Here is a 22196-nt window from a genome sequence, read left to right as displayed (position 1 = left end):
CAGCGCTCAGTCGTCCAGCGCCTTCACCGACTTGGGCGACAACCGCAGGCTGCGAAGGCTGCGCTTCACGCTCTTGAGGTGGTTGACCAGGCTCGGGCCACGCGCCATGGCGACGCCCATCGCCAGGACGTCGATCACCACCAGATGGGCGATGCGCGAGGTCAGCGGCGTGTAGATCTCGGTGTCTTCATGCACGTCAATGGCCAGGTTTACCGTGGAAAGCTCCGCCAACGGCGTCTGGCTCGGGCACAAGGTAATCAGCGAGGCGCCGCTTTCACGCACCAGGTTGGCGGTGATCAGCAGGTCCTTGGAACGCCCCGACTGGGAAATGCAGATCGCCACGTCGGTTGGCTTCAGCGTGACGGCCGACATGGCTTGCATGTGCGGGTCGGAATAGGCCGCTGCCGTGAGCAGCAACCGGAAGAATTTGTGCTGGGCATCGGCCGCCACCGCGCCCGAGGCACCGAAGCCATAGAACTCGACGCGCTGGGCCTGGGACATGGCCGTGACGGCCTTCTGCAACGCCACCGGATCGAGCTTCTCGCGAACCTCCATCAGCGTGTGCAAGGTCGTATCGAAGATTTTCAGGCTGTAGTCGGCGACCGAATCGTCTTCATGGATCGCAAACTGGCCGAAGCTCGCACCGGCCGCCAGGCTTTGCGCCAACTTGAGTTTCAGGTCCTGGAAACCCGAGCAACCAATGGCCCGGCAAAAACGCACGATGGTCGGTTCGCTGATGCCGACGCTGTGGGCAAGATCGGCCATGGAACTGTGCATCACGGCCGCAGGATCAAGCAGTACATGATCGGCGACTTTCAGCTCCGACTTGCGCAGCAGGTGGCGTGACTGGGCGATGTGTTGCAACAGGTTCAAAGGGCTGGACTCTTGTTATGGGCAGGTGCCGGGATGTAGCAATCTTGTAGTTATACTACAAGAATTGTCTTTATGCCTGCCCAATACGTAACTGATTTAGCCCCGCCAACCCTTGTTTTGGCGGGGAACGCTTCATGTAGCCGTCGCAGCGAGGGAAGCAGGGAAAAGTTCGAAACGATTCCTCGATCAAACCCAGCGCGCGGTCCTATTTTTGCGTCCCCAACAAGCGGGCCAAGCCTTCAGCGTCAACCGGCCGGCTGATGAGATACCCCTGGACCTCGTCGCATTGTTCATTTTTCAGGAAGTCGAGCTGCCCTTGCCGCTCCACGCCCTCGGCCACTACCTTGAGTGAAAGCCCATGGGCCATCGCAATGATCGCGCGGGTAATGGCCGCGTCCTCGCCGCCCTCCTCCAGGCCGCGAATGAAGGCCTGGTCGATTTTCACGTAGTCCACCGGAATACGCTTGAGGTAGCTCAGGGAAGAATAGCCGGTGCCAAAATCATCGATGGCCAGCTTGACCCCCAAATCCCGTAGCTGCTGAAACGTCGCGATAATATGCTCAACGCTGTCGAGCAATTGGCTCTCGGTCAATTCGAGCTCCAGGTAACGAGGAGCCAGGCCCGTTTCCTCCAATACCTGCCGCACCTGACTGACCAACTTGCCTTGGCGCAGCTGATGCACCGACAAGTTGACCGACACCCTGATCGGCGCGAGTCCCTGGCGCTGCCACTCACACGCCTGCCAACACGCCTGTCGCAGCACAAACTCGCCAATCGGCCCGATCAGTCCGGTTTCTTCGGCCAAACCGATGAAATCCCCCGGAGGAACCTGGCCCATGCTTGGATGATTCCAGCGCACCAACGCCTCTGCGGCGTTCAGGCGTCCGGTCTTCAGGCACAACTTGGGTTGATAAAAGACATTCAGTTGTTGCTCTTCGAGTGCCTTGCGCAACTGGTTTTCCAGTTGCAGACGTTCCAGCGTGCTGGCCTGGAGGCTATCGGTGTAGAACTGGAAATTATTACCACCCAGATGCTTGGCGTGCTGCATGGCCATGTTGGCCTGGCTGACCAGCGTGGAAATTTCCCGTGCGTTATCGGGCAACAGGCTGATGCCGATGGATGCGCTGACCACCAGTTCGTGGCCGTCGATGGTCACCGGCACGCGGAGTTTGGCTGCCAGCCGGGTCGCAACACGTGCCAGGCTCGAGAGATTGCCGTAGGCGTCGAACAGCACCGCGAACTCGTCCCCGGACAGCCGGGCGATGGTATCGGCCTCCGGCAGTGCATTGATCAGGCGCCGAGCCATTTTTTGCAGCAGTTGGTCGGCGATGTCATGACCGAGACTGTCGTTGAGCAGCTTGAAACGATCCAGATTGATATGCAGCAGCGCCAGGCTCCGTCGCCCACCCTGGCGCACCCGCTGATGGGCTTCTTGCAGGCGCTCGCGAAACAGTGAACGGTTCGCCAGACCGGTCAGTTCGTCGTAATGCGTGAGATAGCGCATCCGCTCCTCGGACTCGCGCCGGGCCGAGAGATCCGCGAAGAAGCCGACGATATGGCTGACGTTGCCCCGCAGATCGCGGACCACGTTCAGCTGCAGCCACTGCGGATAAAGCTCGCCGTTGGCGCGAGCCTCCACCAGTTCGCCTTGCCAGGTGCCGTGCTGCCTGAGGGCCTGGCGAATGATTGGATAGTGTCGGCGCGCATCGCGGCTGCATGGCAGGTCGACCACGTTGCGCCCCAACATGTCGGCGATATTGAACCCGGTCACCCGCGTGAACGCCTGGTTGGCCGCCAGCAACGCGTAGTTTGGGTCGAAGATCACGATGCCTTCGCTGGCGGCCTCGAATACCGTGGCCGCCAGTTGCCGTTGCTGTTCAAGCTCTTTGCTTGCGCTGATGTTTCGCCGGGTGCCGACCATGCGTAAAACCCGACCGCCAGGGCTGCGTTCCACGGCTCGACCACGGTCTTCGATCCAGACCCAATGGCCGTCGCCGTGACGGACACGGTATTCGATCTGGTAATCCTCGCTACGGCCCTTCAGGTGCTCGACAAGCGCGCGCTTGAGCGCGGGAAGGTCTTGCGGATGCAGCCGCGGGGTCAAATGGCTGAGCATGGCCGTGACGTATTCGGGCTCCAGGCCGAACAGTTCCTTGAGTTGGGTGTGATGGACTTCGTCGGTCTGCAGGTTCCAGTCCCAGAGCCCCAGCTCGCTGGCTTTCAAGGCCAGGGCCAGGCGCGCCTCGCTTTTACTCAGGGCTTGGTTGGCGATATCCAGCTCCAGGCTGCGCTGCGCCACGCGCTCCTCCAGCCCCACCTGGGCCGCACGCAGCCGGGCCTCGGCAGAACGACGCTGCTCGACCTCCCGGGCCAAGGCCTCGTTAAGCTGCGCGCCACGGGCTTGCGCCTGCTGCAAATGCTCGATCAGCGCCTGGTTCTGGAACCGTCGCAGCATGCCGTTGTGTATCAGCCGGTTGACCTGCCAGGCCACTACACTCAGGAAAACCAGCAGGACCAGCCCAAGCCAGCCCCAACCGAGCTGCTGCTCATCACCGCCCCAGAAAAGATAACCGATTGCCGGCAACAGGCACGGCAGGGTGAAGGACAGGTATGCCGAAAGGCTGACGGCGTAGGCAACGCTGGCCGACAACGTAGCCGCGCCGATCAGGCCAAACGCCCAGGCCTGTTGTTGGAAGCTGTCCGCCGGAACCAGCGCAATGCCAGCGCCGGCCAGCGTCAGGCCGGTCATGGCCGAGCCCAGCAAAAACATGCGCAACCAGATCGGGTGCGCCTGGCGGCTTGGCATCGCCGAATCGAACGCTGCCACCTGGATCACCCGCAGCGCTACCAGCGACAACAACCAGACCAGCCATACGCTGACCAGGAAATAGCGCGATGGCTGCCACAACAGTGCGGCACAGACCAGACCGTTGATCAGCATGAACAGCGTGGGCAGCAGTGAGCCCTGATACAACAGCCTTGTGCGTTCGACCGCCATTTCCGTGGCGTACTGCTTGTAAATGACCCGCGGCTCAACACAAGGGCCCGCCAGATCGGAATTGAAGGTCATAGTCGATGTTCTTGTTCTTATTCAGGGGCGCATGGTGCACCCGAAACGAGAACCGAGCATACACAAGCCAAAGGCCATCCCACACTGCTCTCGCTCATAAAAATGCTGAAAAAAATGGCCATTCCACCGGGCACTGGTGACGCCAGGCAAGCGCCGCCCATGCCTGTAGAGGCTGACCAACCGGTCGTCACCAAGCGGTGTTTTGTCGGTTGATGCAAAGCTCGGTTTGCCCGGGGTGGCGCCGCACCCTAGAATGCGCCGATGCGCGATGATCTCTCCCTTCTGCTGAACTCCCTAAACGATGCCCAACGCCAGGCTGTTGCTGCCTCCGTGGGCCGTCAATTGGTCCTGGCCGGTGCCGGCTCCGGCAAGACCCGAGTGCTGGTGCACCGTATCGCCTGGTTGATCCAGGTCGAGAACGCCTCGCCCCATTCGATCCTGTCGGTCACCTTTACCAACAAGGCTGCCGCCGAGATGCGCCATCGCATCGAGCAGCTGATGGGCATAAATCCGGCCGGCATGTGGGTCGGCACGTTCCACGGCCTGGCGCATCGCCTGCTGCGAGCCCACTGGCAGGAAGCCGGCTTGAGCCAGACGTTCCAGATCCTGGACAGCGATGACCAGCAGCGCCTGGTCAAGCGGGTCATTCGCGAACTGGGCCTGGATGAACAACGCTGGCCGGCCCGTCAGGCCCAATGGTTCATCAACGGCCAGAAGGACGAAGGCCTGCGCCCGCAACATATCCAGGCCAGCGGCGACCTTTTCCTGGCGACCATGCGCAGCATCTATGAAGCCTACGAGGCGGCGTGCCAGCGTGCCGGCGTCATCGACTTCTCCGAGCTGCTGCTACGGGCCCTGGATCTCTGGCGTGACCACCCGGGCCTGCTGGCCCATTACCAGAAACGCTTCCGGCATGTCCTGGTGGACGAGTTCCAGGACACCAACGCCGTTCAATATGCGTGGTTGCGCCTGCTTGCCAAGGGCGGCGACAGCCTGATGGTGGTGGGTGACGACGATCAGTCGATCTATGGCTGGCGGGGCGCGAAGATCGAGAACATCCACCAGTACTCGGCAGACTTCCCCGACGCCGAGGTCATTCGCCTGGAACAGAACTACCGCTCCACCGCCGGCATCCTCAAGGCCGCCAACGCCCTGATTGCCAACAATACCGGGCGCCTGGGCAAGGAACTGTGGACCGACGGCAGCGAAGGCGAGGCGATCAATCTCTACGCCGCCTTCAACGAACACGATGAGGCCCGCTATGTTGTGGAAACCATCGAGAGCGCGTTGAAGACCGGCCTGGCCCGCAGCGACATCGCCATCCTGTATCGCTCCAACGCCCAATCACGGGTGCTGGAAGAAGCCCTGCTGCGCGAACGGATTCCTTACCGGATCTATGGCGGCCAGCGCTTCTTCGAGCGCGCCGAAATCAAGAACGCCATGGCCTACCTGCGCCTGATCGAAGGCCGTGGCAACGACGCGGCCCTGGAGCGGGTGATCAACGTGCCGACGCGGGGCATCGGCGAGAAAACCGTCGAGGCGATTCGCGAGCATGCCCGCCACAGCCATGTGTCGATGTGGGAAGCGATGCGTCTGCTGGTCGACAACAAAGGCGTCACCGGTCGCGCCGCCGGCGCGCTGAAGGCCTTCATGGATTTGATAGAAGACCTGGCTGCCAAGTGTGGGGAAATGCCACTGCACCTGATGACCCAGACCGTCATCGAGCAATCCGGCCTGATCGCCTATCACGAAGCGGAAAAAGGCGAGAAAGGCCAGGCCCGGGTGGAAAACCTCGAGGAACTGGTCAGCGCCGCACGCAACTTCGAAACGACGGAAGAAGACGAAGACCTTTCGCCATTGTCGGCTTTCCTCGGCCATGCTTCCCTGGAGGCCGGCGACACCCAGGCCGACGAGCATGAAGACAGCATCCAGCTGATGACCCTGCACAGCGCCAAGGGCCTGGAATTCCCGTATGTGTTCCTGGTGGGCATGGAGGAAGGCCTGTTTCCCCACAAGATGAGCCTGGAAGAACCCGGACGCCTGGAAGAGGAACGCCGCCTTGCCTACGTTGGCATCACCCGCGCCATGCAGAACCTGGTGATGACCTACGCAGAAACCCGACGCTTATATGGCAGCGAGACCTACAACAAGGTGTCGCGCTTCGTACGCGAAGTACCGAAAGGTCTCATTCAGGAAGTCCGTCTTTCCAACAGCGTCAGCCGTCCGTTCGGCGGCAGCCAGCAACAAAGCAGCAGCCTGTTCGGTGGCAGCGATATCCCGGAAACCGGCTTCAGCCTTGGCCAGGCGGTACGGCATTCGGTGTTCGGCGACGGTGTGATCCTCAACTTCGAGGGCGCCGGTGCCCAGGCTCGGGTCCAGGTCAACTTCAGCGAAGGCAGTAAATGGCTGATGCTGGGGTATGCCAAGCTCGAGGCGATCTAAAAAATTTCTGCAGTCCCCTTGTGGGAGCGAGCTTACTCGCGATAGCGGCCGATCAGTCAATATTCATGCTGACTGACACACCGCTATCGCGAGCAAGCCCGCTCCCACAGTCGTTTCGGAGACGTCAAAATTTCCGATAGAACTTGTTTACCTTTCCTACAGCCCAAAGCGAACAGGCCTGCTTGCATAGCCAAAGCTGAACCTAAGCTGTCACGCAAAAGCCCGAAACACTCTGTCGCTAGCCAGCAACAGTTCAGCTGTGCAACATGGCGCGCGTGCTATCCACAAATGGGAATGCCTTTATATGAAACGTTTTCTTAGCATCGCCATGGCGTTGTGCATCGGCCTGACGATGGCCATCGACGCCAATGCCGCCAAGCGTTTTGGCGGTGGTAAAAGTTCGGGCGCAGCCCCGACTCACCAGACCAGCCAGATGGCACCGTCCTCTGCCGCCGGGTCCACTGCCGCCACCGCTGGCGCGGCCGGCGCTGCTGGCGCCGCTACCAAGGCCAGCGGCGCTTCCCGCTGGCTCGGCCCCCTGGCCGGTATCGCCGCCGGTGGCCTGCTCGCTTCCATGTTCATGGGCGACGGCTTCCAGGGCATGCAGATCTTCGACATTCTGATCATGGCGGTCATCGCCTTCCTGGTCTTCCGTTTCATCGCAGCCCGTCGTCGCAAGCAGCAGGAGCAGTTCGCTCCGGCCGGTCATGCGCCGATGCAGCGTGAAGTGTTCAACCAGCAGCCTGCCGGCGGTTCGATCTTTGGTGGCGCGGCCGCTCCAGTGGCGCGTCCAGTGATCAATGCGCCCGCCTGGTTCAACGAACAGCGCTTCATCGAAGCGGCGCGCAGCCACTTCATGTCCTTGCAGCAGCACTGGGACGCGAACGAAATGGACAAGATCGCCGAGTTCGTAACCCCACAACTGCTTGAGTTCCTCAAGCGCGAGCGGGCCGAGCTGGGTGACGGCTTCCAGTCCACCTACATCGATAACCTGCAGGTGCAACTGGACGGCGTCGACGATCGCGCCGACAAGACCATCGCCACCCTGACCTTTATCGGCGTGTCGAAAGACTCCCGCTTCGACCAGGGTGAAGCGTTCAGCGAAAGTTGGAACATGGAACGCGCCCAAGGCGAGAACCAGCCTTGGCTGGTGGCTGGTATCCGCCAGAACGGTTGAACCTTTTCGCGTTTCGCATGTTGAAATAAAAGAACCCCGGCACTTGCCGGGGTTTTCTATTTCGCAGTTGCATCTATGGCGGGCTACTGTATAAACCGCCCATATAAAACCGCGCCATCGAGAAAGAGGATCCCGGACGTGGAAGAAATCATCGAACAATTACGCGAAGCCAACGAACCCGTGCCGGTTCCGCTGGAGTTACCTGATGAAGATCTGCTGGTAGAAATCGAAGAGCAGTTGTTCATCGATATCCCCTTCGTATTCAGGGAATTTTTGCTGACCGTCAGTGACGTCGTCTATGGCAGCCTGGAACCGGTAACGGTTACCGATCCACAATCTCATACCTACCTGCCCGATGTGGCAGCCAACGCCTGGGACGCTGGCGTCGACCGGAGCCTGATTCCGATTTGCCAGGACGGCGACGATTATTATTGCGTCGAAGAAGACGGCACCGTGGTGCTGTGGCAAGCAGACGAAGAACTGATCGCCGAGGAAACCTGGGAGTCGGTCTGGCATTGGGCACGGGACGTCTGGTTGGAAAGCTGATCCGCCAGGGCCCGGCGCTGGTCAATTCCCGGACGATTCCTTGTGATTGTCCAGCGTATCGAGCAAAGCCACCTGCATCCGCGTGTGCAGGCGGACAAACCAGCGCCAGAGCAGCGCCGCCACGACAGTCGCCACCACGGCAATCAGCAACAGCAACTTGTTGGTCGGCAAGATACTGGCCGACAAGGCTGCCAACAGCAGGAAGATCACCAGCAGCGACAGGATCGGGATCACTTCGGCTATCACCCGACGCACGCGCTGGGTATGGCGGCCGGCCATCTCCGGCTTTACACCCATCTCCGCCAGCAGCATCGACAATGCCTTGAGCTTGCGGTACGCCGCGATCAGGAACGGCAGCGACAGCAGCAACGCTGCGCCCCAGATCAGCGCCTTTTGCCAGCTCGGGTCGCTGATCCACACCTGTAGATAAGCCGCCATCCTCTCGGCGAAGTACCCTCCGGAAACAAAAATGGCAATGACCAACGCCAGGTTGACGCCGACTTGCAGCAGGATTCGCCTGATCATGGAGGCCAGCATGGCTCCTTCACCCTGGGGCTGGATACTGCGCAACCACTCGCCATACATGCCCAGCACGCGCGCCAATCGTCGCGGTATCGCCGATGCCAGCCTGACGGACAACGGATCAGCGGCCCGGATCAAATAGGGCGTCAGCAGCGTGGTGAGCACCGAGACAGCCACCGCCACCGGATAAAGGAAATCACTGGTGACCTGCAAGGTCATCCCCAGCGACGCGATGATGAAAGAAAACTCGCCAATCTGTGAAAGGCCCATTCCAACGCGCAGTGAGGTGCGTCCGTCATTGCCTGCGATAAAGGCACCGAGACCACACGAAAGCACTTTACCCAGCACCACTGCACAGGTGATCACGGCGATCGGCCACGCGTACTGGAGCACTATGGCCGGGTCGAGCATCAGCCCGATGGCCACGAAAAAGATTGCGCTGAACAGATCGCGCACCGGTTCTACCAGCCGCTCGATTTTCAACAGCTGTTGGGACTCGGCCATGATCGCGCCGATCAGAAATGCCCCGAGCACCATGCTGTATTCCAGCTTCACCACCAACAGGCAAAAGCCGAAGCAGAGCCCCAGTACTGTAATCAACAGCATCTCGTTACTGTCGAACTTCGCCACATAGGCCAGCAATCTGGGCACCAGCAGGATGCCAATCACCAGCGCTACGATCATGAACAACGACAGCTTGCCGACGGTCGATAGCACTTCGCCGGAACTCACCGCACCGCTGACCGCGATGCTCGAAAGCAAGGCGATGATGCCGATGCCAAGGATGTCCTCGACAATCAACACCCCGAAAATCAACTGCGCAAAGCGCTCGTTCTTCATCTTCAGGTCATTCAGGGCCTTGACGATAATAGTGGTCGACGAGATGGCGAGGATGGCGCCGAGAAACAGCGAGTCCATGGCATTCCAGCCGAACCAGCGCCCGATCTCATAGCCGATCCAGATCATCAAGACGATTTCCAGGAACGCCGCGATGAACGCTGTGGCCCCCACCTTGAACAATTTGCGCAGGCTGAATTCCAGGCCCAGGCAGAACATGAGAAAGATCACCCCGAGCTCGGCCAGGGTCTTGATGGTTTCTTCGTCATGGATAAAGCCGAACGGCGGTGTATGCGGGCCGATGACGAAGCCGGCGACAATGTAGCCAAGCACCACCGGTTGCTTGAAGCGATGAAACAGTACAGTAACCAACCCCGCCGCCAGCATGATGATCGCCAGGTCTTGTATGAAACTGATGGCATGCATAGTGGGGGCTCCTTGCTGAACATGACTCGATGCTGCGGAGTCGGATAGGTCCGTTTCTCTTGTAGGAAATACCCAGATGAAGGGCTTTTGCAGGTTAACACCGGAACTTCTGGCAAAAAGACGGTGCAATATGCGGAAACAGATCCACCGAGGCGTGACGGCATGCATTGCCGCAGCGTCCCGATATGAGTGGTTTGTAGGTATAACCACAACCCAACGCCCGCAGAGGCGCCCATCCTGAAATGCTGCCTTGAACCGTGAGAACGTTATGGAACCCGGAAACGCCCAGCTGTCGATGACGGTGTTGATGACCCCCGACATGGCCAACTTCTCTGGCAATGTCCATGGCGGCACCTTGCTCAAATACCTTGATGAAGTGGCCTACGCTTGTGCCAGCCGTTACGCCGGCCGCTACGTGGTGACGCTGTCGGTCGACCAGGTGATTTTCCGCGAGCCGATTCATGTCGGTGAGTTGGTGACTTTCCTGGCTTCGGTGAACTACACCGGCAACACGTCGATGGAAGTGGGCATCAAAGTCGTGACCGAGAACATCCGTGAACGCTCGGTGCGCCACACCAATAGCTGCTTCTTCACCATGGTAGCGGTGGATGACTTGCGCAAGCCGGCCCCCGTCCCGCCGTTGCAACCGCAGAACAGCGAAGAAAAACGGCGCTATGAACAAGCCCAGCAACGCCGGCAGATTCGCCAGGAGCTGGAGAGACGCTATCAGGAAATCAAGGCGGACGGGCCTTAACCAGCCGCAGAAATCCAATAATGTGGGAGCGAGCTTGCTCGCTATGACGTTTTCACACCAACATCTATGTTGGACGTGAGGCCCTCATCGCGAGCAAGCTCGCTCCCACAATGGCTAGCATCGATCAGAGGCTGATCGGCACTGCCTCGAACCGCACGCGCGGATGGGCGATGCGGTCTTGGCCGCGGATCAACTGCAGCTCGTAACTTGCGCACGCTTGGGTTTCCAACAGCACCTCATGCACGGCCGCAGCGGTGAATTCGAATGCCGCCACCAGGCTATCCCCCAACAATATCCGCGCCAGGAACAACCCCGACGTGAGGTCGCCCACCCCCACTGGTTGACGCGGAAACGCCAGCAGCGGACGGCGCAAATGCCAACTGCCATCAGCCGTGACCAGCAGCATCTCGAAACTGTCTTCGGGCTTGCCGGGGTAAGCCAGGTGTTTGACCAGCACGACCTTCGGACCGCGGGCCAGCAGCGCACGGGCCATGGCCAGACAGTCAAACAATGATTGCGCCTTGCGCCCCGAAAAACTGTCCAGCTCCAGTTGGTTCGGGCACATGATATCGGCCACGGCAGCGGCTTCCTCCAGCAGGAATTCGCTGACCTCGGGCGCCACGATACAACCCTTCTCCGGGTGTCCCATGACCGGGTCACACAGGTACAGCGCCTTTGGGTTGCAAGCCTTGATCCGCGCCACACCCGCCAGAATGGCTTGCCCCTGGGCCGCGCTACCCAGATAACCGGAGAGCACCGCGTCGCAATTACCCAGCTCGCCGATGGCGGCGATGCCTTCCACCAACAGCGGTATCTGGGCGGGCGCGAGCACTTCACCGGCCCATTGTCCGTACTGGGTATGATTGGAAAATTGCACGGTATTGAGCGGCCATACGTTTACGCCGACCCGCTGCATCGGAAACACGGCAGCGCTGTTGCCGGCATGGCCAAATATCACATGGGACTGGATGGCAAGCAGATGAGGCGTACGTTTCATGCGGGAAGTTTCCGTAAAACGAATGAAATTCAAGCCGCGCAGTATGCGACTAAACGCAGCCTGTACGACAGGCCGGAGACACAGTTAAGCTGACGGCAACTTGTTGGAGCTTTCCGTTCATGCTGACCCTTGGAAATATTTTCGTGCTGATGCTGCTGGCTACCGGTGGCGCCTGGCTGTGGCACAACCATGGCTTGCGCGAGCGCGCCTTGGCGAGGGTCATGCAACATTGCGCCAACCTCAAGATCGAGTTGCTGGACGGCAATGTCGCGCTGCGCAAGATCGGATTCGTAAAGGACGCCAGCGGACGACGGCGCCTGGCGCGTGTGTATAACTTCGAATTCACGGTGACGGGCGAGACCCGTCATTCGGGTACGATCACTCAGTTTGGTGCCCACAGCGCCCACATCGAACTGGCGCCTTACCCGATGCCGTTCGAAGAAACCCCGCCTGCGCCGATTGAACCGGTCCAGACCCGGCCCAGGGCTGAGGTCATCGAGCTCAGCCAATGGCGCCAGGAGCACAACAAGTGGAAGCCGTGAAGCGCGACTGATTCATGGACATCGGCAATTTGCCAGGCTCGTTTGCAGCGCAACCACGTCCTGCGGTTCGGCGAAGATCAGTTCGATCCGTGAATCCTGTCGCCACTCGCTGGCCTGCCACTGCAACGACGCACTCTCCAACGCATTGGCCGAGACCCAACCGTCAGCGCTGTGGATAACCATCTTCGCCCGTTTCCAATGCGCACCGTCGAGCCAACGCGTCACCGCGGCCGCATCAAAACGCTGGGACGGATGCCACCGCCAACCAATGCTCCAGCCTTCCCCCTGCTGCTGGTACAGGCACATCGGCGCCATCGGATCGGTCCAGATAGCCGGGATTTGCCCCAGCCCTACAGGTAGGCTCAGGTTATCCACAGCGCCATCGCCCCGAGCCGAAATGCCCGGCAATCGACTCATCGGCAACTCAGCCTGTTGCGTCCAATACACGCCCAGCGCAGGCAATTGGGCAATTACGCGCGCCCGATCATTGTCGGTGAGGCCTTCGGATTTGTTCAGCACCAGCAATCCGGCATCAACCAACGCCTGTCGTTGTGTATCGGGCAATGGCTTGCCGTCCGCCATCGCTCGGGCATCCAACACCATCACGCAAGGCTGGACCGCCAGCACGCCGAGCCAAGGCGCCGCGCTCAATTGACGCAGCAGTTGCGCCGGATGGCCCAGTCCGGAAGGTTCGATGAGCAGCCTGTGGGGCCGAGCCTTTCGCAACAAGCGACCCAGGCCTATCTGAAACGGCGCGCCGTTGACGCAACATAGGCAGCCACCGGCCACTTCGCCCAATGCGATACCATCGGCGGCCTGGGTCAGCAGCGCGGCATCCAGGCCGACCTGACCGAACTCATTGATCAGCACCGCCCAGCGTTCGTCCGCAGGGCGCTGGGCCATCAGGTGCCTGATCAGGCTGGTCTTGCCGGCACCCAATGGACCGGCGATGACATGGGTGGGGATGTCCTGCAACATAGATCAATGGCTTTGAGTGGAGGTGAAGATGCGAATGATCGGTTGGCTGTTACTGGCTTTGACTTCGAGCCAGGCCATGGCCCAGGCCTGTATCGTACACAGCCAGGCGGAACGACTCGACGTCAAGGTCTGCCAGCAGAACCGCAACATTCCGCAAAAGCTGTTTGCCGACGGTTTCTGCCAGCCGAGCCTGCCCGGGCAAAAAGTCGACGTGCAATACGTGGATCAGTGCCCTGGCGGCGCGTTTGGCATCTGCAGCAACGCCCAAGTCGCCAATATGCCTTATCACCAGGATATTCACTATTACGGCGTGGCTACCGACGCGGCTTATCTCAAGCCGTTTTGCGAAGGGAAAAGCCAGGGCACCTGGCTCAAGCCTTGAGCCAAGCGATCCAATCTGACGACACTTGATGTTCCCCTGGGAGCGCGCCCAGGGAAGCGACGAATCAAGCCGCGACCTCGTCATGCCACGGGCCGAACGGGTCCGGTAACAGCCGCCAGGCTTCCATGCCCAGGGCCATCTCCGCGTCGGTCAGCAGGCAGGCGTTCAGTTCTTCGGTGAGTTGATCGAAATCCATGTTCTGGCCGATGAACACCAGCTCCTGACGGCAATCGCCTGTCGCCGCCAGCCAGTTTTTCATGATCGTGGCGCTACTGTCCTCATCCTGCGGCCATTGGTGTTTCGGCACGAACCGCCACCAACGTCCGGCGAACCCATAACGCATCAATCCGCCGGCCTGGGACCAGCTTCCTGCTTCTTCAGGCTTGCTAGCCAACCAGAAAAAACCCTTCGAACGCAGGAGCCTGCCATTGGGCCAAGGACGGTCGATGAACGTAAAAAAGCGCTCGGGATGAAACGGCCGACGTGCCCGGTAGGCCGTCGAGGCGATGCCATACTCCTCGGTCTCCGGTACAGGCTCGCCTCGCAAAGCTTGCAGCCAACCAGGTGCTTGGGCGGCGCGTTGAAAATCGAAAAGGCCGGTGTCGAGAATGCTGGCCAGCGGCACCTGGCCCATGACCATGGGAACAATCCGCGCGTGGGTGTTGAGACGCTCCAGGATCGCGATGAGCTCCTCTCGCTCCCGTTGGCTGATCAAGTCGATCTTGCTGATCAGTATGACGTCGGCAAATTCGATCTGCTCAATCAGCAGCTCAGTGATTGAGCGCTCGTCTTCCTCACCCAAGGTTTCGCCCCGGGACGCAAGGCTCTCGGCCGCGTGATAATCCAACAGAAAATTTACGCCGTCGACCACTGTCACCATCGTGTCGAGGCGCGCGACATCGGCAAGACTCCGGCCTTCCTCATCGCGAAACGTGAAGGTTTCCGCCACGGGCAGCGGCTCGGATATGCCTGTGGATTCGATCAACAAATAATCAAAACGCCCTTCCCTGGCAAGTTGCCCGACTTCTTCAAGCAAGTCCTCGCGCAACGTGCAACAGATGCAGCCGTTGCTCATTTCCACCAGTTTCTCTTCGGCACGATTCAGGGAGACATCTCGCTGGACTCCGGTGCCATCGATGTTGATCTCACTCATATCGTTGACGATCACCGCGACACGCAGGTTTTCTCGATTGCGCAGGATGTGGTTGAGCAACGTGCTCTTACCGGCACCGAGGAAGCCGGAAAGGACGGTTACGGGAAGGCGATCGGGCATCAGGTATATCCTCATCGGTGGCCGTTCCGGCTCGATATGTATAGGCAGGCTAATTTACGTTATACTATAACAATAATTTCGTCACCATCTGCAAACCTTATTGCCGAGAACGATCCATGCGCAGCTCTGTGAAATTAATGACGGCGGGGGCGCTATTGCTTTGGACGGTCTACGCGTCAGCTCAAAACCCGCTCTTGGCGAATTGCACCCGCAGTGCGAATTTGCTGGCGTGTGTCGATGGATACGGCAATGCCTACAGCGTTCAGACGAGTGGAAATGTCATCTATACCCGCGGGTTCGAGGCTGTGAGCCACCGCTATTGGGCGCAAACGACCAGCCGTTATGGCCTGCTCACATTTTTTACGGGCCTGGCATCGGATGGAGAAAGTTGGGTTGGGTATAACCGACGAGTTGGCTGGACAACGATCAATCGTTTTTCAAGCTCTGGCGGGAGCAGGGGTGGGTTCATATGTAGTCGCCTCAATGGCTGTCAGGACTCGCCCCCCCGCTGACGTTTCACGTGGAACAGCCCGACGGATAAGTAAAACTCCTTTCATGGGAACGCTATTCACAAGCATGACGTTATACTATAACGTCTAATTTTGGATTCTTTGCGGACCTCTCATGAATGCGTTAACGCTGCCCGACGTCGCTGCGCAGATTTCACGCCAAGCGCTTCCCCTCGACTGGGTCGGCATGTGTGGAATCGCCTTACCCGTGCTGTTAGGCGGCCACCGTCTCCAGGCCATGGCCGATGCAGGCGTCAGCCTGGATGACCCTGAAGCCCGCGGGATCCATATGTCACGCTTGTATTTGGCGTTGGAAACACTAGAAACGACGGAGCTCTCGCCGAGGTTATTGCATCGAATTTTGCAGCGGTTCCTGGATAGTCATGACGGTTCCTCCCACGCGGCTTCATTGACGGTCCATACCGATCTTCTGCTAAAGCGCCCGGCACTCATCAGCCCCTTGGCCGGCTGGAAGCGCTATCCGGTGAGCATCGAAGCTAGCCTTAAAAACGCGATGTTCCACGTGGAACTTCGAATCCAGATTCCCTATTCCTCCACCTGCCCTTGCTCCGCAGCACTCGCTCGACAACTGATCCAGCAACAATTCGTCAACGACTTTGCGAACAAGACGCTGGAGCACGCCGAGATCCTCGCCTGGCTGGGCTCGCCAAATGGCATCGTCGCCACCCCCCATAGCCAGCGCAGCACGGCAATGCTGACCCTGCGGTTGAACAAAGAGATTGAGGACTTACCGTTCCAATCATTCATCGATGCTGCTGAAGAAGCCCTCGGTACCGCGGTGCAAACCGCCGTCAAGCGCGCGGACGAACAGGCATTTGCGCTGGCCAACGGCCAAAACCTGATGTTCTGCGAAGACGCTGCAAGGCGGCTGACCACAGCCTTGGCAAAACCCTCTCTCATCAACGCGCTGAGTGTCAGGGTCGTTCACGCCGAAAGCCTGCACGCCCATGACGCGGTGGCCGAAAGCAGCTGGACGCGAGGCGCATCATGATCAACTGCCACGCCCTGCGCTGGGGCGCTCCCGGACAACCGCTGACACCGCCACTCACGATGGAGCGGCCAGCAGGAAGTCTCACAGCCATCATCGGGGCAAACGGTTCAGGCAAAACCAGTCTCTTGAAAGTATTCGCAGGCCTGCAAAAACCTCTGGCCGGCAAAGCCACCGTCAACGTACCCAAGCCCGGCGGCATTTCATTCCTGCCGCAACAGCAACACCTGGATCGTCAATTCCCCATCAGCCTGCAGGAGTTGGTTGCCGCTGGTGCTTGGAGGAGTTCATACACACCGGCGATGCGGCGTCTTCGGTTGAAGACGGTGCTGGAGGACTGGGCCCTGAGCGGACTCGAGCAACGCCCCTTGATGGCATTGTCTGGAGGCGAATTGCAGCGCGCCCTGCTCGCCCGATTGAGTCTGGCTGACGCACCGCTGCTGTTGCTGGATGAACCTCACGCCGCCCTCGACGAACAGGGCCAAGTGCTGCTGTGGAAACACCTTCACCGTTGGCATGCCGAGGGCAAAACCGTCGTGGTGGTGTGTCATGACCTGGGCGCCGTGCGCGAACATATTCCGCATACCCTGCTGGTGAGCAATTCACGCTGCGTACTGGGCCGAAGTGTCGACTTGATTGCGCAGCAACCCCGCGCTTGGGTGGCCTGATGCTTGCGGTCACTCATTTTTGGCAACCCTTCCAGGAATTCGTATTCATGCGCCGGGCCTTGCTCGGCGGCCTGGTGTTGGCGTGCAGTACCGCGCCGCTGGGCGTGTTCCTGATTCTGCGGCGCATGAGTCTGATCGGTGACGCGGTGGCTCACGGCATCTTGCCCGGCGCCGCGCTGGGCTTCTGGATCGCAGGGCTGAGCCTGCCGGCTTTGACGTTAGGCGGCTTGGGCGCGGGTTTGAGCATGGCAGGGCTCGCCGCTTGGATTACTCGCCGGACCGGTCTGCGGGAAGACGCCAGCCTTGCAGCGATTTATCCGATTTCCCTGGCCGCCGGCGTGTTGATTCTTGGCTTGGCCGGTAAACGCCTGGACCTGCTGCACTTGTTGTTCGGTTCTGCATTGGCGGTGGACGGCCCGACCCTGAGCGGCATGCTGTGGGTCTGTGGAATCAGTCTTGTAGCGATAGCCTTGATTTATCGACCGCTGCTGCTCGACACCCTGGATCCCCTGTTCCTGCAAACAGTCAGTCGCCTGGGTCCGTTGGCCCATGGTGTGTTTCTGACCTTGGTGGTGTTGAACCTGGTGATCGGTTTCCAGGCCATCGGCGCGCTGATGGTGGTCGGCCTGATGATGCTACCGGCGGCCGCTTCACGGTTCTGGAGTCGACGCCTGCCCATTCTGATGATGATCGCGGCACTGCTCGGTTGCATCTCGGTGTGGCTGGGGTTGCTGTTGTCGTTCAATTTCTCGCTTCCCAGCGGGCCGGCCATCGTCCTGGTGGCGGGCGCGTCCTATCTGTTGTCCGTGGTATTCGGTCCGGTGCACGGTCTCCTGCGCCGCCCGCCCTTGCTCACATCCCCATGAGGTATTTCTTGATGCGCGCCCTGCTCCTGATCTTCAGCTTGATGCTGTCCGTGTCCCTGTCCGCCGCCGAAAAGCTCAAGGTAGTGACCAGCTTCAGCATCCTTGCCGACATGATCCAACAAGTCGGCGGCGAACACGTCCAGATCATTAACATGGTTGGACCGGACGCCGACGCGCACACCTACGAACCCACGCCGGACGACGCCAAGGCGCTGCTCGGGGCCAGGTTGATTATCAAGAACGGGCTGGGCTTCGAGCCGTGGCTAGATCGCCTGGTGACCAGCACGGAAACCCAGGCAGCGGTGATCAGCGCCAGTCGAGGCGTGATTCCGCGATCGCTGAATGAAGATGGCGAGACGGTCCCCGATCCGCACGCCTGGCATAACCTCGCCAACGCGCAACTGTACGTCAGCAATATCACCAAGGCGCTCGAAGCGGCGGATCCGGACAACAAGGCCGACTACGAACGTAACAGCCAGGCGTACCTGAAAACGATCTACGCGCTGCTTGCCGAAGCCAAGGCCAAGTTCGGCGCGCTGCCGCCAGGTAATCGCAAGATCGTTACGTCCCACGATGCGTTCGGTTACCTGGGCCAGGCCTATGGCATCGAGTTCATGGCGCCGCAGGGCCTGTCCACCGAACGTGAGCCCTCGGCGGCAGAAGTCGCCGCGCTGATTACCCAGATCCGCCAAGCGAAAGTCAAAGCAGTATTCATGGAGAACATCAAGGATGCGCGCCTGCTCAAACAGATCGCCGATGAAAGCGGCGCGCACATCGGCGGCACGTTGTACTCGGACGCCCTGGCCGCGAGCGGCCCCGCCAGCACATTTACCGGGCTGTTCGAGTACAACCTCAACACGCTGTACGAGGCGTTGAGTCGGCCGTGAGCGCTCAGAGGTTTTGAACCGCTAAACGCCCAGCGGAAGCAAGCTCCCTCGCCACGAATCCATCACATCCAGCCCAGGTCAGGCCCTCGGCTTGACCGTCCCGCAATCCTGCCCCAGCCAAACGGCGCGGGTGTCCAGGCTACCGTTCTGCTGAATGCCCGTAGCGTTGAACGTGCCGTTGACCTTGGTGGTAAATTCCCGATCGCTCTGGAAGGTCGCAATACCATTGCCCTGGGCCTTCGGACAGCTGAAGCGAAACTTCCATTGATTGCCGGTGCGCTCGGTGATCTGTTGCTTGCACCCTGATTGCGGATCCTGCAGCGGAATATCATTAGTCTGCACTTGCGCAGGTGTCAGGCAGACCCGAATGCCTTTTCCGCCCATGGTAATGCCTTGCTTCTCGAGCATCGCCCGTTGCTCGGGGGGCATCTGGGTTTGTAGCTGTCCGAGGATCAATTGCAGATCCGGCAGGTTCTGGTTATCGACTTTCATATTGCTGGTAGTCAGTTCCCACAGTCCCGGTTGAAGCATTTGCGCCTGAGCCGCCAGAGGAACCGACAAGCCAACCGCCAAGGCCAAACCCAGCAGACGAACATTCATTGCAAACACTCCAGAGGACAAGTGGCCGTTAGACGCCGTCCGCAGGCTTCGGTTCAGGCCTGCGGCGAGCGAATTAAATAGCGACATTCGTCGTGGAACATGGTCTGTTAAGCATTGAAACTTCAGGAGCACGGCTGCCCCATGGATTATTTCGGCCCGCATGTTTTCGGTTACCTGATCGCGCTGCTCCACACCCTGGGTTCCATCGCCGCCGTTCATGCGGTGCTGACGGTGCGAACCGCCCAAGGCTCGATCGCCTGGGCCCTTTCGCTGGTGTTCATTCCCTACCTGACACTGATTCCGTACCTGGTATTTGGTCGCAGCACCTTCGACGGCTACATCAAGGCACGTCGGCAGGCCAACGAAGAAATGCGCAAGGCAATCTCCGAATTGAACTGGCGGCCATGGGTTGAAGAGGCACTCACTGCGCGCGCCTCCCAGGCCTACGCGTCACTCAGGGCCATGCCAAAACTGGGGCGAGCACCGTGCCTGGCGAACAATCAGGTGCGCCTGCTGGTGAATGGGCAAGCCACGTTCGAGGCGATTTTCCAGGCCATCGATAACGCTCGGGAAGCGGTCCTGGTGCAGTTCTTTATCGTCCATGACGACCGACTCGGGCAGCGCTTGCAAGCGTTGCTCCTGAAGAAGGCCGCCGAAGGCGTGGCGGTGTATCTGCTCTATGACCGTATCGGCAGTCATTCCCTGCCCCACCGTTATGTCCAGGCACTGCGCGACGGCGGCGTCCACGTCAAGGCTTTCGCCACCCGCAGCGGCTGGCTCAACCGCTTCCAAGTCAACTTTCGCAACCATCGCAAGATCGTCGCCGTGGACGGCGTGCTGGGATTCGTTGGCGGCCACAATGTAGGCGATGAATATCTGGGTGAACAACCGCCCTTGGCTCCTTGGCGCGATACCCATGTCGAAGTACGCGGTCCGGTAGTGGCAAGCATGCAAGAATCGTTCGCCGAAGACTGGTTCTGGGCCGCCCGTTCACTGCCACCCCTGATCCTGCCCGACACCTACCCGGACGGCGGCGTGCTCTGCCAATTACTTGCCAGCGGCCCCGCCGACGCCTACGAAACCTGCTCGCTGTTTTTCGTCGAGGCCATCCACGCGGCCAACGAACGAATCTGGATTACCTCACCGTACTTCATTCCCGATGAGGCGGTATTCGCTGCGCTGCGCCTGGCCGTGCTGCGCGGAGTGGATGTGCGCATCCTGCTGCCGTCACGACCCGATCACAAGATTGTCTACGCAGCATCGAGCCTGTATGCGTTCGAAGCCGTTCGGGCCGGCGTGCGGGTGTTTCGTTATGAGCCGGGATTCCTGCACCAGAAAGTCGTGCTGATCGACCAGGAGATAAGCGCCATCGGCAGCGCGAACCTGGATAACCGCTCGTTCCGATTGAATTTCGAAGTGATGTTACTGACCGTCGACATCGGCTTTGCCAGCGAAGTGCAGCAGATGCTCGAGCAGGATTTCGCCCAGGCCCACGAAGTCGCCAAGCAAGAAAGCCGGGAGACCCACCGCCTGCAGAAGATAGGTATGCGGATCGCCCGGCTTATTTCCCCGATTCTTTAAGGCGTGTAGATATCGTCACGGGTCCAGGGCAAGTCATGGCTACCGTCGGCATGGGCCTTGACCGCGAGGATCTGGTGCAGGTTTATCCAGCCCTTGGCAAAGGCGTACGCACAACCGGCCAGATAAAGCCGCCAGATTCGCAGGGCCTGTTCCGGTACTTCCTTGGAAGCGGCTTCGAGGTTGTCTTCCAGGCGCTCGCTCCAATGATCGAGGGTCCGTGCGTAATGCATGCGTAGACTTTCCACATCAACGATCTCCAGTCCTGCTTCACTGATCTCGGCAGAGATCATCGACAGGTGCGGCAGCTCGCCGTTGGGGAAGACATATTTCTCGATGAAGTCGCCAGCGCCGCGGCCTACCGGGCGGCCATCGGTGTGCTTGGCGGTAATCCCGTGGTTCATCACCAAGCCACCTTCGCGCACGGCTCCGAACAGCGTCTTGCAGTACTGCGTCAGGTTGGCGTGCCCCACGTGCTCGAACATCCCGACGCTGACGACTTTGTCGAATCGACCGTCCTGGGGCAAATCCCGGTAATCCAACAGCTGAAGCTCAACCTGGTTTTCCAGGCCTTCAGCCTTGACTCGCTCGCGAGCCAGGTCCAGCTGAGCCTGGCTCAGGGTAATGCCGAACACTTTCGCACCGAACTCTCGCGCCGCGTAACGCGCCAACCCACCCCACCCGCAACCAACGTCCAGCAGGTAGTCGCCGGGTTGCAGGCGCAGCTTGCGACAGAGATGGCGAAACTTGGCCTGCTGCGCCTGTTCAAGGGTTTCGCTGCCGGTCTCGAAATAAGCGCATGAGTACGCCATGTCGCTGTCGAGCCAGAGCTGGTAGAACGCGTTGGATAAGTCGTAATGGTAGGAGATCGCCTTGGCGTCGGTTTCCTTGTCGTGGACCGTGCGCACCGGCAGGTTATTGTCGTCTTCGTCCACCAGGGCCTGGCTCAGCTCGTCACAGACTCGAATGACTTCATGGATCGAGCCCTCGAGTTCGAGTTTGCCTTCGACGAACGCCGCACCCAATGCATCCAGGCTGGGATGGGTAAATTGCGCAACCATTTGTGGGTCCTTGACCACAATCGTCACGCTGGGATCGTCACCCAGCGCGAATTCATGGCCATCCCAGAGCCGCAGACGAAGCGGTAGATGCAGATTCTGTAAGGCCGGTGGAAGTTGAGCGAGCATGAAAAATCCCCCTTGTTTCAGACGTCTGAAATGAGGGTAGCCCATCGTAGAAAAATAGCTGGCTATCGAATTT

The 22196-nt window shown here is 59.8% G+C and carries 20 protein-coding genes; 12 read left to right on the top strand and 8 right to left on the bottom strand.

The genetic code is table 11. The features are described from left to right. Positions 1-6: 6 nt before the first annotated feature. Positions 7-873 carry a transcriptional regulator HexR gene (hexR, locus tag JMN22_RS00840; RefSeq protein ID WP_003187110.1) on the bottom strand — a complete coding sequence of 289 codons (867 nt, stop codon included), beginning with the start codon at positions 871-873 and terminating at the stop codon, positions 7-9. Between the two features lie 205 nt (positions 874-1078). After that, a complete protein-coding gene (locus JMN22_RS00835; RefSeq protein WP_198796170.1) occupies positions 1079-3943 on the bottom strand; it encodes a putative bifunctional diguanylate cyclase/phosphodiesterase in 2865 nt (954 codons plus the stop codon). 261 nt (positions 3944-4204) lie between these two features. Between JMN22_RS00835 and uvrD the strand changes: the two genes are divergently transcribed. From uvrD to JMN22_RS00820, 3 genes are all read left to right on the top strand, one after another. Next, positions 4205-6385 carry a DNA helicase II gene (gene uvrD / locus JMN22_RS00830; RefSeq protein WP_030139085.1) on the top strand — a complete coding sequence of 727 codons (2181 nt, stop codon included), beginning with the start codon at positions 4205-4207 and terminating at the stop codon, positions 6383-6385. A 304-nt stretch (positions 6386-6689) separates the two neighbouring features. Continuing rightward, complete coding sequence (locus JMN22_RS00825) at positions 6690-7562, top strand: Tim44 domain-containing protein (RefSeq protein ID WP_030139084.1); 873 nt, start codon at positions 6690-6692, stop codon at positions 7560-7562. A gap of 138 nt (positions 7563-7700) precedes the next feature. Beyond that, on the top strand, positions 7701-8108 hold the full coding sequence (locus JMN22_RS00820; protein WP_030139083.1) for an SMI1/KNR4 family protein: 408 nt from the start codon (positions 7701-7703) through the stop codon (positions 8106-8108). A 21-nt stretch (positions 8109-8129) separates the two neighbouring features. On the opposite strand, the gene JMN22_RS00815 is transcribed toward JMN22_RS00820, so the two are convergent. Then, positions 8130-9893, bottom strand: a complete 1764-nt coding sequence (locus tag JMN22_RS00815) for a cation:proton antiporter (protein WP_030139082.1) — start codon at positions 9891-9893, stop codon at positions 8130-8132. A 268-nt stretch (positions 9894-10161) separates the two neighbouring features. On the opposite strand from JMN22_RS00815, the gene JMN22_RS00810 reads away from it, so the two are divergent. After that, entirely contained in the window at positions 10162-10647 is a 486-nt protein-coding gene (locus tag JMN22_RS00810; protein ID WP_030139081.1) for an acyl-CoA thioesterase, read from the top strand. A gap of 124 nt (positions 10648-10771) precedes the next feature. On the opposite strand, the gene pdxY is transcribed toward JMN22_RS00810, so the two are convergent. Further along, a complete protein-coding gene (gene pdxY / locus JMN22_RS00805) occupies positions 10772-11644 on the bottom strand; it encodes a pyridoxal kinase PdxY (protein WP_198796169.1) in 873 nt (290 codons plus the stop codon). A 119-nt stretch (positions 11645-11763) separates the two neighbouring features. Between pdxY and JMN22_RS00800 the strand changes: the two genes are divergently transcribed. Then, positions 11764-12186: a DUF3301 domain-containing protein gene (locus JMN22_RS00800; protein WP_198796168.1), complete on the top strand. Its 423-nt coding sequence runs from the start codon at positions 11764-11766 to the stop codon at positions 12184-12186. Between the two features lie 12 nt (positions 12187-12198). Here JMN22_RS00800 and JMN22_RS00795 read toward each other — a convergent pair whose 3' ends face one another. Then, on the bottom strand, positions 12199-13164 hold the full coding sequence (locus JMN22_RS00795) for a CobW family GTP-binding protein (RefSeq protein ID WP_198796167.1): 966 nt from the start codon (positions 13162-13164) through the stop codon (positions 12199-12201). A gap of 28 nt (positions 13165-13192) precedes the next feature. On the opposite strand from JMN22_RS00795, the gene JMN22_RS00790 reads away from it, so the two are divergent. Further along, positions 13193-13546 carry an NADH:ubiquinone oxidoreductase gene (locus JMN22_RS00790; protein WP_198796166.1) on the top strand — a complete coding sequence of 118 codons (354 nt, stop codon included), beginning with the start codon at positions 13193-13195 and terminating at the stop codon, positions 13544-13546. Positions 13547-13610: 64 nt separating this feature from the next. Here JMN22_RS00790 and zigA read toward each other — a convergent pair whose 3' ends face one another. Then, positions 13611-14819, bottom strand: a complete 1209-nt coding sequence (gene zigA / locus JMN22_RS00785; protein WP_198796165.1) for a zinc metallochaperone GTPase ZigA — start codon at positions 14817-14819, stop codon at positions 13611-13613. Between the two features lie 116 nt (positions 14820-14935). On the opposite strand from zigA, the gene JMN22_RS26450 reads away from it, so the two are divergent. The 5 genes from JMN22_RS26450 (at position 14936) to JMN22_RS00765 (ending at position 18758) form a co-directional block, all read left to right on the top strand. Further along, positions 14936-15331, top strand: coding sequence for a glutamine synthetase (locus tag JMN22_RS26450; protein ID WP_437127680.1), 396 nt, complete (start codon positions 14936-14938; stop codon positions 15329-15331). A gap of 112 nt (positions 15332-15443) precedes the next feature. Further along, complete coding sequence (gene folE2 / locus JMN22_RS00780; RefSeq protein WP_198796164.1) at positions 15444-16340, top strand: GTP cyclohydrolase FolE2; 897 nt, start codon at positions 15444-15446, stop codon at positions 16338-16340. Next, on the top strand, positions 16337-17005 hold the full coding sequence (locus JMN22_RS00775; protein ID WP_030139073.1) for a metal ABC transporter ATP-binding protein: 669 nt from the start codon (positions 16337-16339) through the stop codon (positions 17003-17005). The genes folE2 and JMN22_RS00775 overlap by 4 nt, the downstream gene beginning before the upstream one ends. Next, positions 17005-17871: a metal ABC transporter permease gene (locus JMN22_RS00770; protein ID WP_198796163.1), complete on the top strand. Its 867-nt coding sequence runs from the start codon at positions 17005-17007 to the stop codon at positions 17869-17871. The genes JMN22_RS00775 and JMN22_RS00770 overlap by 1 nt, the downstream gene beginning before the upstream one ends. 11 nt (positions 17872-17882) lie before the next feature. Next, positions 17883-18758 (top strand): metal ABC transporter substrate-binding protein, encoded by an 876-nt coding sequence (locus JMN22_RS00765; RefSeq protein ID WP_198796162.1) that lies wholly within the window; start codon positions 17883-17885, stop codon positions 18756-18758. Positions 18759-18836: 78 nt separating this feature from the next. Here JMN22_RS00765 and JMN22_RS00760 read toward each other — a convergent pair whose 3' ends face one another. Then, positions 18837-19358, bottom strand: coding sequence for a DUF3617 domain-containing protein (locus JMN22_RS00760; RefSeq protein WP_198796161.1), 522 nt, complete (start codon positions 19356-19358; stop codon positions 18837-18839). Between the two features lie 141 nt (positions 19359-19499). Here JMN22_RS00760 and cls point away from each other — a divergent pair, with 141 nt between their 5' ends. After that, on the top strand, positions 19500-20939 hold the full coding sequence (gene cls / locus JMN22_RS00755) for a cardiolipin synthase (protein WP_198796160.1): 1440 nt from the start codon (positions 19500-19502) through the stop codon (positions 20937-20939). Here the strand turns inward: cls and cfaB are convergent. Beyond that, the gene (gene cfaB / locus JMN22_RS00750) at positions 20936-22123 is read right to left on the bottom strand and encodes a C17 cyclopropane fatty acid synthase CfaB (RefSeq protein WP_198796159.1); all 1188 of its coding nucleotides are present in this window, start codon (positions 22121-22123) and stop codon (positions 20936-20938) included. The two genes, cls and cfaB, sit on opposite strands and share 4 nt — an antisense overlap. Between the last annotated feature and the right edge of the window lie 73 nt (positions 22124-22196).

The organism is Pseudomonas sp. HB05 (assembly GCF_016756915.1).
Lineage (GTDB): Bacteria > Pseudomonadota > Gammaproteobacteria > Pseudomonadales > Pseudomonadaceae > Aquipseudomonas > Aquipseudomonas alvandae.
This window is presented reverse-complemented; position numbering and strand designations above follow the sequence as displayed.

What these genes read in the sequence shown, in the direction of transcription:
- JMN22_RS00815 (WP_030139082.1), bottom strand. Translation starts at nt 9,893, where the DNA reads ATGCATGCCATCAGTTTCATACAAGACCTGGCGATCATCATGCTGGCG.
- JMN22_RS00810 (WP_030139081.1), top strand. Translation starts at nt 10,162, where the DNA reads ATGGAACCCGGAAACGCCCAGCTGTCGATGACGGTGTTGATGACCCCC.
- JMN22_RS00800 (WP_198796168.1), top strand. Translation starts at nt 11,764, where the DNA reads ATGCTGACCCTTGGAAATATTTTCGTGCTGATGCTGCTGGCTACCGGT.
- JMN22_RS00775 (WP_030139073.1), top strand. Translation starts at nt 16,337, where the DNA reads ATGATCAACTGCCACGCCCTGCGCTGGGGCGCTCCCGGACAACCGCTG.
- pdxY (WP_198796169.1), bottom strand. Translation starts at nt 11,644, where the DNA reads ATGAAACGTACGCCTCATCTGCTTGCCATCCAGTCCCATGTGATATTT.
- JMN22_RS00760 (WP_198796161.1), bottom strand. Translation starts at nt 19,358, where the DNA reads ATGAATGTTCGTCTGCTGGGTTTGGCCTTGGCGGTTGGCTTGTCGGTT.
- JMN22_RS00835 (WP_198796170.1), bottom strand. Translation starts at nt 3,943, where the DNA reads ATGACCTTCAATTCCGATCTGGCGGGCCCTTGTGTTGAGCCGCGGGTC.
- JMN22_RS26450 (WP_437127680.1), top strand. Translation starts at nt 14,936, where the DNA reads ATGCGCAGCTCTGTGAAATTAATGACGGCGGGGGCGCTATTGCTTTGG.
- JMN22_RS00770 (WP_198796163.1), top strand. Translation starts at nt 17,005, where the DNA reads ATGCTTGCGGTCACTCATTTTTGGCAACCCTTCCAGGAATTCGTATTC.
- JMN22_RS00790 (WP_198796166.1), top strand. Translation starts at nt 13,193, where the DNA reads ATGCGAATGATCGGTTGGCTGTTACTGGCTTTGACTTCGAGCCAGGCC.
- uvrD (WP_030139085.1), top strand. Translation starts at nt 4,205, where the DNA reads ATGCGCGATGATCTCTCCCTTCTGCTGAACTCCCTAAACGATGCCCAA.
- JMN22_RS00825 (WP_030139084.1), top strand. Translation starts at nt 6,690, where the DNA reads ATGAAACGTTTTCTTAGCATCGCCATGGCGTTGTGCATCGGCCTGACG.
- cfaB (WP_198796159.1), bottom strand. Translation starts at nt 22,123, where the DNA reads ATGCTCGCTCAACTTCCACCGGCCTTACAGAATCTGCATCTACCGCTT.
- JMN22_RS00765 (WP_198796162.1), top strand. Translation starts at nt 17,883, where the DNA reads ATGCGCGCCCTGCTCCTGATCTTCAGCTTGATGCTGTCCGTGTCCCTG.
- cls (WP_198796160.1), top strand. Translation starts at nt 19,500, where the DNA reads ATGGATTATTTCGGCCCGCATGTTTTCGGTTACCTGATCGCGCTGCTC.
- zigA (WP_198796165.1), bottom strand. Translation starts at nt 14,819, where the DNA reads ATGCCCGATCGCCTTCCCGTAACCGTCCTTTCCGGCTTCCTCGGTGCC.
- folE2 (WP_198796164.1), top strand. Translation starts at nt 15,444, where the DNA reads ATGAATGCGTTAACGCTGCCCGACGTCGCTGCGCAGATTTCACGCCAA.
- JMN22_RS00795 (WP_198796167.1), bottom strand. Translation starts at nt 13,164, where the DNA reads ATGTTGCAGGACATCCCCACCCATGTCATCGCCGGTCCATTGGGTGCC.